An 18037-nucleotide genomic window follows, 5' to 3' on the forward strand; every position below is an offset into this window, starting at 1 on the left:
AACGTGAGAATAGCATAGCAAGACTTAAATATTTTTTGGAAATCAATAAGCCTCAAACCTATGCAGGGCAAGGAAAATACACCAAATATTCAAAAACGCCTGAAACTTAGATATATCAAGAGACTAGGCAAAACGATGTCAAAGTCTCTTTGTCTATATATTTGAGTTATTTTTCTGGGTATTTTTTGTCTAAATCCCAATAGGATTTTCAGGAAAAGGTAGGGCAGGAAGACAGAAAATATCCTGCTCTCCTCTTTGTGATTTTCCGATCTCTTGTCTTGTTTCAAGACTCAGCCGATGATTCCAATAACTTGACAGCAGTTTGTGTTACTGTCACCTTTGGTAACGCTTTTTTACTAAAAGTCAGACCCTGCTCACCTTTGTCAATGAAAATTGTGTCTCCAGAGATAAAAGTATTCTCCAATAATTTGGTAGCGATCGCATTTTCTACTTCCCGCTGAATTGCCCGCTTTAGTGGGCGCGCGCCGTAAACTGGGTCATAACCTGCTTCCACTAGATGATCGCAAGCTGCGGAAGATATGTCAAAAGAGATTTTTTGCTCTCGCAGAAGATTTTCTACTCGCTTGAGTTGAATGCGGATGATGTGTCGCATTTCCGCACGACTCAGGGCATGGAAGATAATGATATCATCAACGCGGGTGAGAAATTCGGGGCGAAAATGCGATCGCAAGTCATCCGTTACTCGTCTTTGCATCAATTCATACTTAGTATCATCACCAGATATATCTAAGATATGTTCGCTGCCAATGTTGCTGGTCATCACAATGACAGTGTTACTAAAATCTACTGTTCTTCCCTGAGAATCAGTAATTCTCCCATCATCCAATACCTGCAATAAAATATTGAACACATCGGGATGTGCCTTTTCCACTTCATCTAGCAGTATCACCGAATAAGGATGGCGGCGAATGGCTTCGGAAAGTTGACCGCCTTCTTCATAGCCAATATATCCTGGAGGCGCTCCCACGAGGCGGGAAACTGAGTGTTTTTCCATGTACTCGGACATATCCAGGCGCACCAGTGCATCATCAGAATCAAAGAGAAACTGAGCTAAAGCACGGGCGAGTTCGGTTTTACCTACACCTGTGGGGCCCATGAACAAAAATGAACCAATGGGACGACTTGGGTCTTTCATTCCCGCACGGGCGCGGCGAATTGCTGCTGCTACAGCGGATACTGCTTCTTGTTGTCCAATAACTCGTTCGTGTAAATGACTTTCGAGTTGCAGCAATTTTTGACGTTCTGATTCCAAGAGACGATTTACGGGGATTCCTGTCCATTTGGCGACAATTTCCGCAATATCAGCTTCCGTGACTTGTTCCCGCAGTAGGGTAGAACCTTGGCTTTGAATTTCTAAAAGTTTGGCTTCTTTGGCTTCGCGATCGCGTTGCACGCCTTCCAATTTGCCATACTTCAATTGAGCAGCTTTATTCAAATCATAAGCACGTTCTGCCTGCTCAATTTGTACTCGCAAGGCATCTTCTTCTTTCTTTAAGCCACTAATAGCCTCCAATAGCTGCTTTTCGCCTTGCCATTGCTCGTTAAATTCCTGCTGTTTGATAGTCAAAGTAGTAATTTCTTGCTCAATTCGCTGCAAACGTTCTCTAGTTGGGGAAATACTTTTTTCTTCGCTAGCCAATGATAGCTTTTCCATTTCTAGCTGCATCAAGCGGCGGTCAATGGTTTCCAATTCTGCTGGTTTAGAAGTAATCTCCATTTTCAGCTGGGCGGCTGCTTCATCTACCAAATCTATGGCTTTATCTGGTAAGAAGCGGTCAGAAATATATCGAGCTGATAAGGTTGCAGCTGCCACCAGTGCTGAATCAGAAATTTTGACGTTGTGATGGACTTCATAGCGTTCTTTCAACCCTCGGAGGATGGAAATTGTATTTTCCACACTGGGCTGATCTACAAATACTTGCTGAAAGCGGCGTTCTAATGCGGCATCTTTTTCAATGTATTTGCGATATTCGTCTAGGGTGGTTGCTCCAATGCAACGCAGTTCTCCTCGCGCCAGCATTGGTTTGAGTAAATTCCCCGCATCCATCGACCCTTGTTGATTGGAACCAGTACCAACGACGGTGTGCAGTTCATCAATAAACAGAACAATGTCACCGTTAGATTCCGTAACTTCCCGGAGTACAGCTTTTAGACGGTCTTCAAATTCTCCTCTGTATTTAGCTCCAGCAATTAAACTACCAATATCTAAAGATATTAGCTTTCGGTTTTTCAAAGATTCGGGAACGTCTCCATTGACCATCCGCTGTGCCAAAGCTTCAGCGATCGCAGTTTTACCCACCCCAGGTTCACCAATCAGCACAGGGTTATTTTTGCTACGACGGGACAAAACCTGAATCACCCGACGAATTTCGTCATCTCGTCCAATAACCGGGTCGAGTTTTCCAGATTTTGCTTGGTCTGTCAAGTTCCTGCCAAATTTTTGTAAGGCTTCGTAGCGAGACTCTGGGTTTTGATCTGTCACCTTTTGTCTACCACGAACGGTTTTGGTAGCGGCCTCTAGCTTGGTGCTGTCCGCGTTCAAATTTTTGAGTATCCGCCGTCCGATGCGTTCATCTTCAGCAAAGGCTAAGAGCATATGTTCCACGGAGACGTGGGAATCTTCCATCTTGACTCTAAATTCCTCGGCTCGGTCTAGCATAACGTCTAAGCTACGACCGAGATAAAGCTGATCGCTTTTGCCAACTTTAGGTTGACGTTGAGTAAAAGCTTCTAATTGCTGTTGCAAGCGGATCGGATCGACCTCGGCTCGAGCAAGGATTCGGAGTGCTAAGCTAGTAGGTTCTTCTATCAGGGCAATGATTAAATGTTCAACATCTAATTGCTGTTGTTGATATGCACGGACTATATCCTGAGATTTAACAATTGCTTCCCAGGCTTTATCAGTAAATTTATTGGGATCTGTAGGCTGCATCTTTACGATTTTGGATTTTGGATTTTAGATTTTGAAGTTTATTGTAAAGATTGGGAATTGAGGAGAGCTAAAGACTTTCTACGCCCAGTTGAAAGCGACTTTTTAAGGGAGGGTAAGTTGTTTAGCGTGTCCTGTAATGTAGAGTAGACTGAAAAATTTCATGCTTCATCCTTGATAATTTTCCAGTATCTACCTCCCAAATAATTATCCAAACACTATCAGTGTGTATCCGCGTGTATCTGCGGTTGCAATTTGGGGTGAGTAATTGGTAATAGCTTGATTCATTACCTATTCCCTAATTTAAAACGAAAACACCATTCTGATAGTACTGTGGCAGATGGTGTCATAGAAACTATCGCGAGCGGCGTGAAAGAAGTCAGGAGGCAGGAATGACAGGGAAAAGGTTCAGAACAGGGGTAAAAGAGAAAGTTGAAGAACTTTGTTTAATTCCTTTTTTTACCCTTTACCCCTTTCCCTAGGCAAAGCCTTCTCCCTCATGTTCCCCTGCTCCCATACATAATTACTGGGTCACAAGTTGTTCTGATGTTGCCTGTTTGACAGCTGACCCCTGAGTGCCCAATTGAATAAGTTCAATTTTGTACCCATCTGGATCTTCGATAAAAGCAATTACCGTCGAACCGTGTTTCATCGGCCCTGGTTCCCGCACTACTTTACCACCACGATTTTTGATTACCTCACAGGTAGCATAAATATCATCAACACCAAGGGCAATGTGACCGTAAGCATTACCCAATTCGTACTTTTCTACCCCCCAGTTGTAGGTTAGTTCTAGCACTGTGTTGTCGCTTTCGTCGCCGTAGCCAATAAAAGCTAAGGTAAATTCTCCCCCTGGATAATCTTTTCTACGCAGTAATTTCATTCCCAGAAAATCGCAGTAAAATTTCAAAGACTCTTCAAGGTTGCCTACCCGTAGCATTGTGTGCAGTAATCGCATAATGACCTTTCTCTGTAATTGCTTCAGTTTTGTTATCTACCAACATTTTACAAAGCTTAAAGTCTCAAAGTAGAGAAGAGACTAAGGGGGACAAGCAGAGGTAGGGACACGGGGACGCGGAGAGTATTAGTGATAAATTCTCCGCATTACCACGTCTTGCTACGTCACTTGCTTTAACGGGGGAATCCCTCGTTGGGTGACGCTCGTTTCTATGAGGTGTACCTTCGGTTGACTTTTAACTAAAAAATAATTCACAATCCCTTCGGGTGCGGGGGCTACCTTACCGTGCTGCCTCACCAAATTCTGTGCATCTGCCAATCGATTTACCCAAACTCTGGAAATCTTCTTTAATCTCAGCCGACAAACTCCTCTAAAAGCCTATGCTAACGATTGGGCTAAGTTACTGGACTGTATGCGAACAACATTAAGAACGGACTCAAACAAAGGATAAAGCACAGATGAGTAATATTCTAGATACTGCCATTGAGGCGATCGCAGCCCGCGAAATTCTTGACTCGCGCGGCAGACCGACAATTGAAGCCGAAGTGCATTTGGTAAACGGTGCTGTAGGACTGGCACAGGTTCCTAGCGGTGCCTCTACTGGCACTTTTGAGGCGCACGAACTGCGTGACGGCGACAAAAGTCGTTATGGAGGCAAAGGAGTACTCAAGGCGGTGCAAAACGTCCAAGAAGTATTTGCCCCAAAATTGTTAAACTTGGATGCTCTCAACCAGGAACTACTAGACCGCACAATGATTGCCCTAGATGGTTCGGGAAATAAATCCAACTTAGGTGCTAATGCGATTTTGGCGGTTTCCCTAGCAGTTGCTAAAGCTGGTGCTGAGTCTTTGGCAATTCCCTTATATCGCTATTTAGGCGGGCCTTTAGCGAATTTGTTGCCAGTGCCGTTGATGAATGTGATTAACGGTGGGGCACATGCGGCAAACAATGTGGATTTTCAAGAATTTATGATTGTCCCCATTGGCGCATCTTCTTTCCGGGAAGCATTACGCTGGGGTGCGGAGGTGTTTGCTACTCTCAGCAAAGTTTTGGATGATAAAGGTTTACTCACTGGCGTTGGAGATGAAGGCGGTTTTGCTCCTAACCTTGAGTCTAATCAGATAGCTTTGGAGTTATTGGTTGCTGCCATTGAGAAGGCTGGTTACAAGCCAGGGGAAGAAGTAGCATTGGCATTGGATGTCGCAGCTAGCGAGTTTTACAAAGAAGGGCAGTACATCTATGACGGTAAACCTCATGCCCCTACAGAGTTTGTTGATTACTTAGGACAATTGGTTGACCAGTATCCCATCGTGTCAATTGAGGATGGATTACATGAAGAAGATTGGCTTAATTGGCAATTGCTCACCCAGAAATTAGGTTCGCGGGTACAGTTGGTGGGTGATGATTTGTTTGTTACTAACGCCACTCGCTTGCAAAAAGGTATCCAGGAAAAAGCCGGTAACGCCATTTTGATTAAACTCAATCAAATTGGTTCGCTCACCGAAACTTTAGAAACGATTGATTTGGCAACTCGCAACGGTTTCCGGTCAGTAATTAGCCATCGTTCTGGTGAAACTGAAGACACAACGATCGCCGACCTATCCGTAGCCACCCGAGCAGGTCAAATTAAGACAGGTTCTCTTTGTCGTAGCGAACGCGTAGCAAAATACAATCGCTTGCTGCGAATTGAAGATGAATTAGGCGATCGCGCCCTTTATGCTGGTGCTGTGGGTTTAGGACCGAAGTAGATACTGGGGACTGGGGACTAGGTAATAAATTCTTCCCAATACCCAGTCCCCAATACCCAATTAGGGATAAAATCCCAACTTGGGCAATCCTAAGGTTTCATCCCAGCCCATCATGAGGTTTAGACACTGAATTGCTTGGCCTGCCTGACCTTTAATCAGGTTGTCAATGGCTGACATGACAATCACGCGTCCAGTGCGTGGGTCAGCTTCTACACCGATGTAACAAAGATTGCTGCCACTAGCCCACTTTGTTTGGGGATAAACGCCACTTTCGCACACTTTTACCCAAGGTGAATTGCGGTAAAAAGCTGTATAAATCGTGATTAAGTCATCTCGTACTAGTCCGGGATCGCGCAGTGTAGCATATACGGTTGCCAAAATCCCCCGTACCATTGGGATGAGGTGAGGTGTAAATTGGATTGTTACTTCGTGACCCGCCAACTCGCTGCATACTTGCTCGATTTCCGGGGTATGGCGGTGACGAACAACACCATATGCTGCTAATGAATTATCTGCCTCAGCTAACAACAAGTTAACTTTGGCTTGCCGTCCGCCGCCAGATGTGCCAGACTTGGCATCTATGATGGCCGTTTCCGGGACGATTAAGCCTTGCTTGAGAAGTGGCGAAAGTGCTAAGAGGCTGGCGGTAGGATAGCAACCAGGACAGCCAACAAGCTGTGCTTCGCTAATGCGATCGCGATAAAGTTCGGGTAATCCATACACTGCTGTGGCGGCAGTGGTGCGATCGCTTCTCTCTGCACCATACCAAGTGGTATAAGTTGCCAGATCGCTAAATCGGTAGTCAGCACTCAAATCCAGTACCTTACATCCTTTTTCCACCAGTTTTGGTGCAATTTGGCAAGCCAGACCATTTGGTAAAGAGAGAAACACCACTTCACAACGGTGAGCGATTATTTCTGGTTCTACAGCCTCTATTGGCAAGTTAACTGCATGAGCTAAATGCGGGTAGAGATCCGCAAAGGATTTTCCCGCACTACTCTCACCACCTAAATAAGCTAGTTCGACTTCTGGATGCTCCATCAATAATCGCACCAGCTGTACTCCGCCATAGCCTGACGCGCCAACAATCCCAACGGGTACGCGTCTAAAATTGCCCATGATTATGAAATCCTTATCCGCTTTTGATTAATTCGTTGTCAGTCATTAACTATCAACTACCAGACGCAAGGCGCAAAAAACACCATTTAAACCAAGTTGGAGTATTTTTAGCTCCATACTTTAGGTTCTGCGATATTTACACTCTCACCAGCCAGATTATCACCAGTTTCCGACCCAGAGGAATTTTCTGTGAGGGCAGATCCAATCTAGTGAAAGTGCTGAGGAGCCACCGCGTCCCCTCGTCTTTTACTGCTTCCCCAAAGTTGCTTGGAGGGAAACCCTCCTGGCAACTTCTCTTCCTGCTTCCTGTTTTCTACTTATCGCTGCACTTTAGTACTAAACCCCAATTTTAGCGGCAGAAATTTTTGACATGTTATCAAATCATTGCTAGTCTACTTCTCTGCCATACAAAGGAGCTACAATTTACAATAAGAAATTGTTAAAAAAATTTACTATTGGTAGCTGGAAATCCTCTGTGTCAACGCCTAAGCCTACACGGCAGTCTCATGCTACTCCCCCTAATGGGGAAGATCCGCGCACGAGTGTGGCTCCTCAAGAGAAAACTACTCATAGCGCTCCCTCCTCAACTCAAACGTTTGAATTTGATTCGATTGATGCTGCCTTGGCAGACCTAAAAGCAGGTCGTGTCATCGTTGTAGTAGATGACGAAAATAGAGAAAATGAAGGTGACTTGATTTGTGCCGCTCAGTTTGCTACACCCGACATGATTAATTTTATGGCGGTGGAAGCAAGAGGGCTAATTTGTCTGGCGATGACAGGCGATCGCTTAGATGAACTAGACTTACCATTGATGGTGAGCAATATTACAGATACTAACCAGACTGCTTTTACTGTTAGTATTGATGCCGGCCCGCATTTAGGTGTAAGTACAGGCATTTCAGCAGAAGACCGTGCCAAGACTATCCAGGTGGCACTTAACCCAGCGACAAAACCGTTGGATTTACGTCGTCCTGGTCATATTTTCCCGATTCGGGCTAAGGTGGGAGGAGTACTCAAACGAGCAGGACATACGGAAGCTGGTGTAGACTTAGCACGATTAGCAGGGTTGTACCCAGCAGGGGTAATTTGTGAAATTCAAAACTCTGATGGTTCGATGGCGCGGTTGCCTCAGTTATTTGAATATGCTCGACATCATCAGTTAAAAATTATTAGTATTGCTGATTTAATTAGCTACCGCCTACAACACGATCGCTTAGTCATTCGCGAAAGTATTGCCGAACTACCCACCCAGTTCGGTAACTTCCAAATCTATGCTTACCGCCACACTTTAGATAACAGCGAACATGTTGCCATTGTCAAGGGCAACCCCGCTCACTTCCAAGATGAGCCAGTAATGGTGCGGATGCATTCAGAATGTTTAACTGGTGATGCTTTAGGTTCTTTGCGCTGTGACTGTAGAATGCAGCTACAAGCAGCGCTGAAAATGATTGAAAATGCCGGTCAAGGTGTAGTCGTTTACTTGCGCCAAGAAGGACGAGGCATCGGCTTAATTAATAAGCTTAAAGCCTACTCGTTACAGGATATGGGACTGGATACAGTAGAGGCAAACGAGCGCTTGGGATTTCCGGCTGATTTGCGCGACTACGGCATGGGAGCGCAAATGCTCATGGATTTGGGTATCAAAAATATTCGCCTAATTACCAATAATCCTCGCAAAATTGCGGGTGTCAAAGGTTATGGGTTGGAAGTAGTCGATCGCGTGCCTTTGTTAATTGAGGCGAATGACTACAATTCGTATTACCTAGCAACAAAGGCAAAAAAACTGGGTCATATGCTGTTGCAGACGTATTTAGTGACGGTAGCGCTGCACTGGCAAGACGACCCGCAATTGGTGACGAAACGCTATGAACGTTTAGAAAAATTGCGACATTTAGCGAGGAGTCATGATTTATTGTTGCAAGAAGAAGCGCGTCCTCTAGGACTTGCTTTGTTTGACGACCCATCCTTAACAGTACATTTAGGTTTTGACCAACCCAAAGTTGCTAGTTGCGATTGGTATCGCCAGAGTGGTCATCCTTACCTGGAAGCAATATTCCAAATATTGGATAAACTAGCGACTTTGCCTTACATCCAAAAGTTAGAATTTCTGATTTCTTCTGGTAGCGATCCCCTGAGTAATTTGCAAGTTCAACTCGATCGCCAAACTTTCTCTTTGGATACACTACCTTCCTCAATTAGCGATCGCTTGGAAAAGCAGAAAATTTATAGCTTTAGTAAAGAGTCTAGTTAATTTTTTCTATATTCTTTAAAAGAGTCCGGAGGTAAGAAGCAGGATGCAGAAGAGAATTTAACCTCTGCTGACTTGAAGCAACTGAACTTTTGTTCGGTAGAGAATTCAACCCCTTGCTTCTCTCCTATCCTCTACCTTTGTTAAGAACAGCTCATTTATCTATTCGCCCTGTAGACTGGACTTAACTGCCGAAAGGAATGAAGTAAGCTCAAAAACTTATCAAAATCAAAACTTACAGGGTCAATTTTTTGCCCTGAACGGTCTACTTCTTGGTGGGTGGTGATGCGATCGTCTGGCACTTGACTTTGAGCAATTAACCAAGCAAGAGAATTATATTGAGCTTCTGTATAACCGCTATGAAATTTTTGGTAGTTATTTCCTTGACCGTCTGGCGGTGTTTCTAAAGAAACGTGGTAAGCAAAATTATTTACTGATGGTGGCAAATTAGGATTAGTCTGTACAGTCTCAGTTCCTTCAATACCATCAAACACCGAGTTAGCAGCTCCAAAAGCTCGTTTTTGTGGAGGGACTAAATAAAGAACCGTCCCATCCAGCTTAATCAAAGTGTGATAACTTGCTTGGACATTTTCATCTTCATGGGGTGTTTGAAAGAAATTAATGGCGCTGGAGGCAGAATAACCAGTCTCATGAAGGACAATAATCGCTTGATTTTTGAGAGTTACGCCATGAATGTCTTTGCTATAGCGTTCTCCATAGTTGCTTGGGTCTACTGAGGCAACTTCATATCTAGGTATATATTTTGTAAAAGCCTCAGTAGTTCTATATCTTCCATAAACTTTATTTTTTTTGACTGGGGAAGCTGGGGATTTAGACTGTTTTTGAGATTCGCCAGTTTGGTTTTTTGCTGCCTGGAGTTGTGCCTGTGGATATTGACTCCAACCTATTATTTCTGGATTGGATATTGCTGTATTACTTGTTGTATTGCTTTGCAGTTTTGTGGCATTCCCTGCGAACAGTGCCACCATCAGAGCAGTCAACATCAGAAAAATAAATAGTACCCTAGTTGCCCAGTCACTGAACCTCATTTTTTTACTATTGCTAAAACGTTTAAAAATAATCTTAATATTTTGATTTTAATCAAAAATGTACTTTATTTTTACTCGAAAGTGGCAATATATTAGACATTTATTTTAAAAATTTCCTCTTTCGCTAGTGCTAATTAAATAGTATATTTATATTTTTATATTGCTGCTTAAGATAGAGTTAATAAAAAAGAAAATTATCTACGGCATCTCTCAAATTCAAAATCAAAAAACTAATTGAAATAGCATTAGCGCTTGTATTCTGCTGCATGGTGTTCGCATAGCCAAAGATAATGCCCCTCTGGTGTCAAGACTTTCTTCAATCCACCCCAGTTTTGCTGTGGATCTTTTTCTTCTAACAGCTGACGCAAAGCACGCAAGGCTGCACCATCAGCACGTTCTGGGTCTAAATCCTCACCCCTAGTAATTTTATCTGCTATTTCCGCATCTTCAGAACTTTCAATCTCCGGTAATTTGGCTGTTAATTCTTTAAATAGTTCTAAATCGTTTTTATATAGGGCTTCATATTCTTTAGGGTCTACCACACCCAGCCAAGGGCCAATTATCGGTGCGGCAAACCTCAAGACTTTGAATAACCTACCAATATAAGGTGCAGTTGCTCGCAGCCATTTGGCAGGTTCATCTATTTCATATAAACCGTCCTTTTCGCTGGGATGCCAACAACCTGGTGCTTGGCAGTAAAGTTGTAAATCTATTTTTTGTCCGGCTATGGCTTTCTGCCAAGATTTACCACCACGGGGACGTAGTACAAAGATATTGGGACAATGAGAATCGATTTTGGCTTGTTCGCGGCGAAATGCATTAGTAAATTCCCGTTGCGACAGTTCCCGTAAATTTTTTAATTCATCGATAATTGCTGCTTGTCCGTCAACAACTTTGGTTTCTAACTCATCAATGCGTTCTAGCACGGCATTTTGTGTATTCCAGTTTAAGCCATACAAGAGTTCTGCTACTGATACATCTTCTATTGCTTCTGGACATTCAATTGTTGCTTTCTTTTTTTCCCAGCGTTTTGATAATTGTTGATAGTCAAACTCGTGGGTACAAGGTTCGCCATCATGACCAAGACATGGAATTGTGCGTTGAATGTCTAAGCCGGGAAACCTTGCTAGAGTCACTTCAATGCCATCTCGCAGCAGGACAAAGAAATTTAGGGGGTTAGGGCCGCGCACTGTTAATTTAATATAGCGATCGCCCTTCACAGCTTCTACCAACGCTAAATGTTCTTGCTCGTAAGCCAACATTGCACCGTTTCGCCAATGGATATTAGTTGTAAAGCGGTGTTGACGCGCAATAAACCAAGTGGGAATCCCCGCAGGAATGGTATTGAGTTTGAATTTCATCGAAATTTCATGGCAATTTCCTGTTTTTTGGATTTGCTGCCATTTATGTTCGTAATGAGGCGGGTCGAGGGGCAAACGTTCGACAATTAAACTGATATCCCGGTTTTCTAAGGTGCGATAGGAAAGGTCAAAACGTTCCATTAGGCGGAGGAAATGATCTCGCATCGATGAGGCGATGTCTTGCCAGAGTTTATCCATTTCCTGACGGGTGAAGATGCCAAACTTGTTTATTACCTCTTCGCTTTCTAAGACTTTGCTAATGTATTCTGTTACCCACTGCGGTTTGAGGATGACGGTATCGTTGAGTTCTTCGTTGTCTTGGAAATAGAGAATTTCGCCTAATTCATGCAGCCATCGCGCCAGCACTTCTTTACTGTCAGCAACTTGCTTCTCAGCCATGATTTTCCACAATTGTTGCGGTGTGATGTGTTTTTCTGGCTGTGAACGAATAGCGTTAGCAGCATTTAGCCAAGTAGTAGGCCAGATTTCACCCATTAAGGGTAACTTGGCGGCAGTTTCTGCAATTGCTTGGCGAAGTTCTTCAATGCCAAGGCTGAACTTAGAGCTTATTTTGCAGTGTTCGATAATCTGGGGATACTTGCGGCGTAACTCGGACAGGGGAAGGTCTGCATCTCGCTCGTCGATATGAGTAGCGACCAGTAAAATTGGAGATTCGGGGGCTAAGGCTTTAATGGTATCCAGCCAGTAATAGAGTTTACCTTGCTCAAATCCCAGTCGGGCATTCCAGGCGAGTAAGAATAGCGAGCGGTTAGTGAGAAAGAATTGATGTGTAGCGTGATAAATTTCCTGTCCCCCAAAATCCCAGGTGTTCAGCTGCATGGTGACATCGGCTTTTCTGGGGTGGATTAATTCCAGGGATTTTATTTCAATCCCGTGAGTGGTGGATTCTTGGGTATCGAACTCTTCATCGCGCAATGCTCTTAATAAAGATGTCTTACCTATACCACCTTCACCAACCACTAGCAACTTAGAAACCCACTGCCGTAGACTACCCTCTAAACGTTCTCGAAGATAAGTCAAAATTGCCTGCGTTCCTTGCTCGACAATCTCAGGCGGTGGCGAGGTCAATTGTGGATTCTTATCGAGGACTAACGTAGTTAGTTGAGAGAGTTGGCCAATTTCTGGCGGTAGGCTGCTCAGTTGATTGTTACGCAGAACTAGCTTTGTTAGTTGGGAGAGTTGACCAATTTCTGGTGGCAGGCTGCCCAGTTGATTGTTATGGAGGTATAGTTCCGTCAAGTTGGAGAGTTGACCGATTTCTGGTGGCAGGCTACCCAGTTGATTGTTATGGAGGGATAGCTCCGTCAAGTTGGAGAGTTGGCTAATTTCTGGCGGCAGGCTGCCCAGTTGATTTTTATGGAGGTATAGCGCTGTCAAATCGGAAAGTTGGTTAATTTCTGGAGTCAAGCTGCTGAGTTGGTTATTAGAGAGGTCTAACCAGGTCAAATTGTAGAGTTCACCGATTCCTGACGGCAGGCTGCTGAGTTGATTGTTATCAAGGTCTAACCGTGTCAATTTGAAGAATTGACCAATTTCTGACGGCAGGCTGCTGAGTTGATTGTTATGCAAGTATAGCTCCCTCAAGTTGTAGAGTTGGCTAATTTCTGGCAGCAGGCTGCTGATTTGATTATCACCGAGGGATAACGTCATCAAATAGGAGAGTTGACAGATGTCTGGGGGAAGGCTGCTCAGTTGATTATTAGAGAGGTCTAGTTCCATCAAGTTGGAGAGTTGGCTAATTTCTGATGGCAGGCTGCTCAGTTGATTATTAGAGAGGTCTAGCTCTGTTGCTTTTTCCTTGGCAGCTTGTTCAATGATTTGCAACAGTTCTTCGTTTGTCACCTACAAACCTCACCAACTCTGTAGCGATATTTACCAGATTAGTGTAACGCAAGTTCAACAATCAGCCTGTTTAAAGAAGAGAGTCATTACAGAGCATATATAGCAGGAGGCTTTCAAAGTTCCGAGTTCCGAGTTCCGAGTGCTGAGTAAAGAAGTGATACCAATTCGTAATTCGTAGTTCGTAATTCGTAATTAAGAAAGTTTTACCTAGTCCGGCTTTCAGGGTTTGGATCTGTTTCATTATTTTCGTGAAATAGTCTGACCTACTCAGCACTCAGCACTTTCAGGGCAATCAACAACCCCCAGCAACTAACTCATTAAGCTGCATTTCACTTTTTTGAAAAACATAGTTAACAGCAGCAAATAGCTGGTCTAAATTCTGAATGAAATAACGAGTTTTATTTTGTGTAAACAAAGTTTTTTCTAATTTCCCGAATTCCCAATCCTTACCATTAGAGACAATTCCAAAAATAGTTACATCCATTTCATTATTCAATTTCTGAGCCGCAACCATTTCAGCAAGGCATTGCGCCCAACCTTCCGCAAAATTATCTTGTTTAGCTTCAACTAATATAAAATAAGGTTTATCAAATACAACTTTTCCTAACGGAGAGCGTTTAGCTAAAATATATTCAGGAAAACCCGAAAGATTTTCATCATAGACAAGTGATTTATGTCCCCACAAAACAAACTTACTGCGATAGTATTTCCAAATTTCTTTAAGAACTGGATAAATTAGATTCTCGCAAATGGAAAATTCTGAAGCACTAGGAACTCCATCCTGCATCACAGTTTGTAAGTCTTCACGGAAGTAGTCAGAAATACTAAACTCAATTTCTTCTATAAAATTGGCTTCGGTGTAAGTAATCTGAAATTCTTTAAGAACTGCACCAATATCTTTATAACTAATAAAAGCCATGTATTTCTCCTCATAAATTAGTTACTGCTGATATTGACATGACTATAGTTTAAGGATAGTGCTGAAATTTTGGAAAAACCTGCGTCGAAAAATTTTGGATTGACAAGCTAAAAGGCTCATCGGCGAGTATCAAAGACTCGTCCACGAGTATTAAAGACTCATCGGCGAGTATCAAAGACTCGTCCACGAGTATTAAAGACTCATCGGCGAGTATCAAAGACTCGTTCACGAGCGTCAAAGACTCATCGGCGAGTATCAAAGACTCGTTCACGAGTGTTAAAGACTCGTCCACGAGTATCAAAGACTCATCGGCGAGTATCCAAGACTCGTCCACGAGTGTCAAAGACTCATCGGCGAGTATCAAAGACTCGTCCGCGAGTATCAAAGACTTGTCCACGAGTATCAAAGACTCGTTGGCGAATCAAAAATCTTCTCCGCATTCGCTCGTTCAAAATTCGCTCATGAAGAAACCATTCTCCTGACTCTAGGTATCTTGGCTTACCTGGATTGCTCGCACATCCTCTGCTGCTTCATTCACTTCCTAAACCTTCAAGATATTGTTTGTTCGTAGCCAAGTCACCAGGGCCACCGTCAACACAACCAGCAAATTGTTGAGCAGCTGTCAAAAAGGAAATAGGCTCCTGCTGTTCTTGGTTAGGATTCTGTTGTACTAACTTACTTTGCAGAAATTCAATAAAATCTAAAACCTCTTGTTGCTTATCTGGCGGAAGCGATCGCATTTTTTCAGTGGCAGTTTGTACAAATGCTCAAGTTAACCTCCAGATGTTTGTTATCCATCCGTACTTTTTGCTTCCTATAACTCCCAGTCTAATTACCAGTCCACATCAAAATACTCGCTTAATCCGTAGACTCAATTAACTTGAAGCCCCAAGGTTTTAGAGCCGCGATCGCTATTTCTCTATCTACACCTTCATAAGCCTCCCACTCAAATGGGCAATCTTTTGGATGTCCGTCACCGACATTACCTGCAACTTTAATTACCGGAAAGTTTGCCACGCGATCGCGTTCCATACCTTTTGGGAGAGCTAATTTGATTTTGTGACCGACAAACTTCGATTGACCTGAATTAGCTACAGATTCACGGACTAAACAGATATCACCAGCAGTCCCCCAAGTAGTTTGGTAAATGTAGAGGAACGATATATATGTTTCTGGTTTGATGGATCTTTTTAGAATTTGCATTATCTGTAATCCTTATACGAGGAGTGAAAAATGAAATGAGTATTTATTACCACTGGCTACAACTACTTTAATTTTGCAACTTTAATCAAAATAACGTTTATGGCATTTTGGTAGCAATCGTCCAGAAACTTTTGCGAAGACAAACAAGGTGTGTTAAACTGTCGCGCCACTACGATCATTTCATATACATTGCCCAGTTTAATAATAGCGATCGCCATGACTGGGAGGCTGTGAAATTACCAGAAATTCTAAATCACAGTCTCTTCGTTGAACATTTGGTGAGGAACATTCGGCGGAACTTTTACGCCTTCGTGTTGAGAAAGAAGCTAGCGGAAACTATCTATTTCTAAAGTTGCTAGCTTCCACTTTGGCTATGTTTACAGCAGTAAATATTCCTGGAATAAAAAAAGACAGGCAAAAGGCCTGTCCTCAAAGTCATTATTGAGCGGAGATTTTAAAAATTCATCTCAGCAGCTTGGACTTTCTCAACTTGCTTCTTCTTCAGTACCAGCATAATTTGAGCCAACATTACAAGAGCGATGAATGCGATCATCCATCCGACTCGGCTGGCATCTTGCAATACGATTTCTGCATCTTGTTGACCAAATCCACCAACGTTAGGGTTGTTGGTCAAAGCGTCACCAGCTTTTACTGCTTGTCCTTCAGAAACAATCAATTCTGGCCCTGAGGGAATCGTATCGGAGACAACTTCACCAGAGTCGGTTTTAATGCTCACAACATATTTAACGTTACCGTCTCCATCTTCCTCTTTGGCAATCTTGCTAATAGTGCCAGCTGCGGAGGCGTTGTAAACTGAGTTGTTGCTCTTTTCACCTGTGGGATAGACTTGTCCGCGTCCCCGGTTTCCACCGACGTGAACTGAATATTTACCGAAGTGGATGTTTTTATCAGTTGCAGGGTTGGGAGAAAGAACTGGGAAGACGATTTCCTGATACTGTTCACCAGGAAGAGGGCCGACGATGACGACGTTTTCTTTGTCTTCGCTGTAGGGTTGGAAGAAAGTGTCGCCTACTTCTTCTTTTAGTTCTTCAGAAATGCGGTCTTCAGGTGCAATCTTGAAGCCTTCAGGCAACATCAGCACAGCACCCACGTTCAAGCCAGCTTTAGAACCATCAGCACCAACCTGCTGCACGCTGGTATCGTAGGGAATTTTCACTACAGCTTTAAATACAGTGTCAGGCAGCACCGATTGGGGAACTTCTACTTCTGTAGGCTTGGCCGCTAGGTGACAGTTGGCGCAAACAATCCGCCCAGTCGGTTCGCGGGGAGTTTCAGGGTAAGTTTGCTGTGCCCAAAAGGGATAGGCAGCAGCAGTTTGGGGAAGGGCTAGATCGCTGGTGAAGAAAAAGGTCACGGTGGCGATCGCTACAAGCAATGTTTTGATCATTGCTCTAGCACTGCGAGTTAACCTCGCTGTTGTACAAGCATTACTCATCTCTATAAGGACAATGATTCTCTGATGAATTAGTCATTAGTCATTAGCCAACAGTTAACTGTTAACCGAATTAAGCCCACCAAGGTTCTTCGCCAGTGCGGAAGTCGGTTTCAGTCCAAGTAGTCAAGACAATTTTGTCGTCGTTTACATTGGCATGGGCTAAAGCCAAAGACAATGGTGCTGGGCCTCGGACAACCTTACCAGTGGCATCGTATTGGGAACCGTGACAAGGGCATTTAAACTTGTTTTCAGCCACATTCCAAGGAACAACACAACCTAAGTGGGTGCAGATAGCATTAATGCCGTAATCAGCAATTGCCTCTTTGCTTTCCACCACTATATAGGTGGGGTCGCCCTTTAGCCCTTGAACTAGGGTGCGATCGCCTGGGTTATGGCTTTCTAGGAATTTACTGAGGCTAACATCGTTGCCCAGCTCGTCTTTTGCCGTTGTACCGCCGCCAGCGCCACCGCTAGCTGGTGGAATAAAGTACTTGACAACGGGATACAATGCACCCAGAGCTACTCCAGTGACAGTCCCAAATGTGAGCAGATTCATGAACTGACGACGACCCATATCGGGCACGTCTGCTGATTCAGAAAATTGAGCCATAATCTACGCGCTCTTTGTGTATTTTGTTAAGCATTCTGACAAGAGTACGAGTACTCAATCGACTCCTGTCTGAGTCGAAATGCTAACGCCTGCAACGATGCCAAACTTCTTTATTCCAAGACACTTTTAGCATCCTGTTTGTTAGCATTACATTTCTTTATATCCCTATCATACTTGAGTTACGGAACTTAACATCATAACTAAATGTAAAATCTAATTGAGAAAAGCTATGACAGGACAGGAATTACGTCAACTGTTGCTTGAGAAGTGGGGACATTCTTATGACGTGCAGTTTCGGCGCACACAGGGCAAGATATTTTTACAGGTAATGTGGAAGTATCTAGAACAAGCTTCTTTTCCCTTGAGTGAAGAGGAGTACCAAGCGCATCTTGACACCGTAGCTAATTATCTTCATGCTTTGGGTGGAGCAGCCCAGGTACAAACATTTATTACACAAACACGCGATCGCCCCCGACTTGGCAAAGCTGTTAGCATACCTTTAGACTTGGGCGATCGCTCTTCCGAATGGATATTATGACTTGCCTGTACTCAA

14 protein-coding genes are annotated in these 18037 nt (G+C 43.5%); 3 read left to right on the forward strand and 11 right to left on the reverse strand.

Annotation, left to right across the window (positions count from 1 at the left end):
• Positions 1-283: 283 nt before the first annotated feature.
• Positions 284-2953 carry an ATP-dependent chaperone ClpB gene (gene clpB, locus RMY31_RS03935; protein WP_322656974.1) on the reverse strand — a complete coding sequence of 890 codons (2670 nt, stop codon included), beginning with the start codon at positions 2951-2953 and terminating at the stop codon, positions 284-286.
• Positions 2954-3473: 520 nt separating this feature from the next.
• Complete coding sequence (gene gloA, locus RMY31_RS03940) at positions 3474-3908, reverse strand: lactoylglutathione lyase (RefSeq protein ID WP_322656975.1); 435 nt, start codon at positions 3906-3908, stop codon at positions 3474-3476.
• Between the two features lie 458 nt (positions 3909-4366).
• Here gloA and eno point away from each other — a divergent pair, with 458 nt between their 5' ends.
• Entirely contained in the window at positions 4367-5656 is a 1290-nt protein-coding gene (gene eno, locus RMY31_RS03945; protein ID WP_322656976.1) for a phosphopyruvate hydratase, read from the forward strand.
• Positions 5657-5716: 60 nt separating this feature from the next.
• On the opposite strand, the gene argC is transcribed toward eno, so the two are convergent.
• Complete coding sequence (argC, locus tag RMY31_RS03950) at positions 5717-6775, reverse strand: N-acetyl-gamma-glutamyl-phosphate reductase (RefSeq protein ID WP_322656977.1); 1059 nt, start codon at positions 6773-6775, stop codon at positions 5717-5719.
• Positions 6776-7250: 475 nt separating this feature from the next.
• Here argC and ribBA point away from each other — a divergent pair, with 475 nt between their 5' ends.
• A complete protein-coding gene (gene ribBA / locus RMY31_RS03955) occupies positions 7251-9026 on the forward strand; it encodes a bifunctional 3,4-dihydroxy-2-butanone-4-phosphate synthase/GTP cyclohydrolase II (RefSeq protein ID WP_322656978.1) in 1776 nt (591 codons plus the stop codon).
• Between the two features lie 155 nt (positions 9027-9181).
• Here ribBA and RMY31_RS03960 read toward each other — a convergent pair whose 3' ends face one another.
• The 8 genes from RMY31_RS03960 to petC all read right to left on the reverse strand — a co-directional run bounded on the left by RMY31_RS03960 (position 9182) and on the right by petC (position 17484).
• A complete protein-coding gene (locus RMY31_RS03960; RefSeq protein WP_322656979.1) occupies positions 9182-10072 on the reverse strand; it encodes a peptidoglycan recognition family protein in 891 nt (296 codons plus the stop codon).
• A gap of 245 nt (positions 10073-10317) precedes the next feature.
• Positions 10318-13296 carry a COR domain-containing protein gene (locus RMY31_RS03965; RefSeq protein ID WP_409877265.1) on the reverse strand — a complete coding sequence of 993 codons (2979 nt, stop codon included), beginning with the start codon at positions 13294-13296 and terminating at the stop codon, positions 10318-10320.
• A gap of 292 nt (positions 13297-13588) precedes the next feature.
• Positions 13589-14215 carry a hypothetical protein gene (locus tag RMY31_RS03970; RefSeq protein ID WP_322656981.1) on the reverse strand — a complete coding sequence of 209 codons (627 nt, stop codon included), beginning with the start codon at positions 14213-14215 and terminating at the stop codon, positions 13589-13591.
• 49 nt (positions 14216-14264) lie between these two features.
• Positions 14265-14579, reverse strand: a complete 315-nt coding sequence (locus RMY31_RS03975; RefSeq protein ID WP_409877267.1) for a hypothetical protein — start codon at positions 14577-14579, stop codon at positions 14265-14267.
• A gap of 166 nt (positions 14580-14745) precedes the next feature.
• Complete coding sequence (locus tag RMY31_RS03980; protein WP_322656982.1) at positions 14746-14955, reverse strand: DUF2281 domain-containing protein; 210 nt, start codon at positions 14953-14955, stop codon at positions 14746-14748.
• A 118-nt stretch (positions 14956-15073) separates the two neighbouring features.
• Positions 15074-15418 carry a hypothetical protein gene (locus RMY31_RS03985; protein WP_322656983.1) on the reverse strand — a complete coding sequence of 115 codons (345 nt, stop codon included), beginning with the start codon at positions 15416-15418 and terminating at the stop codon, positions 15074-15076.
• Positions 15419-15872: 454 nt separating this feature from the next.
• Positions 15873-16874, reverse strand: a complete 1002-nt coding sequence (gene petA / locus RMY31_RS03990; protein WP_322656984.1) for a cytochrome f — start codon at positions 16872-16874, stop codon at positions 15873-15875.
• Between the two features lie 70 nt (positions 16875-16944).
• Positions 16945-17484: a cytochrome b6-f complex iron-sulfur subunit gene (gene petC / locus RMY31_RS03995; protein WP_409877269.1), complete on the reverse strand. Its 540-nt coding sequence runs from the start codon at positions 17482-17484 to the stop codon at positions 16945-16947.
• A 229-nt stretch (positions 17485-17713) separates the two neighbouring features.
• On the opposite strand from petC, the gene RMY31_RS04000 reads away from it, so the two are divergent.
• Positions 17714-18022: a DUF3067 family protein gene (locus RMY31_RS04000; RefSeq protein ID WP_322656985.1), complete on the forward strand. Its 309-nt coding sequence runs from the start codon at positions 17714-17716 to the stop codon at positions 18020-18022.
• Positions 18023-18037: the final 15 nt, after the last annotated feature.

The organism is Dendronalium sp. ChiSLP03b, assembly GCF_034531165.2.
GTDB lineage: Bacteria > Cyanobacteriota > Cyanobacteriia > Cyanobacteriales > Nostocaceae > Dendronalium > Dendronalium minutum.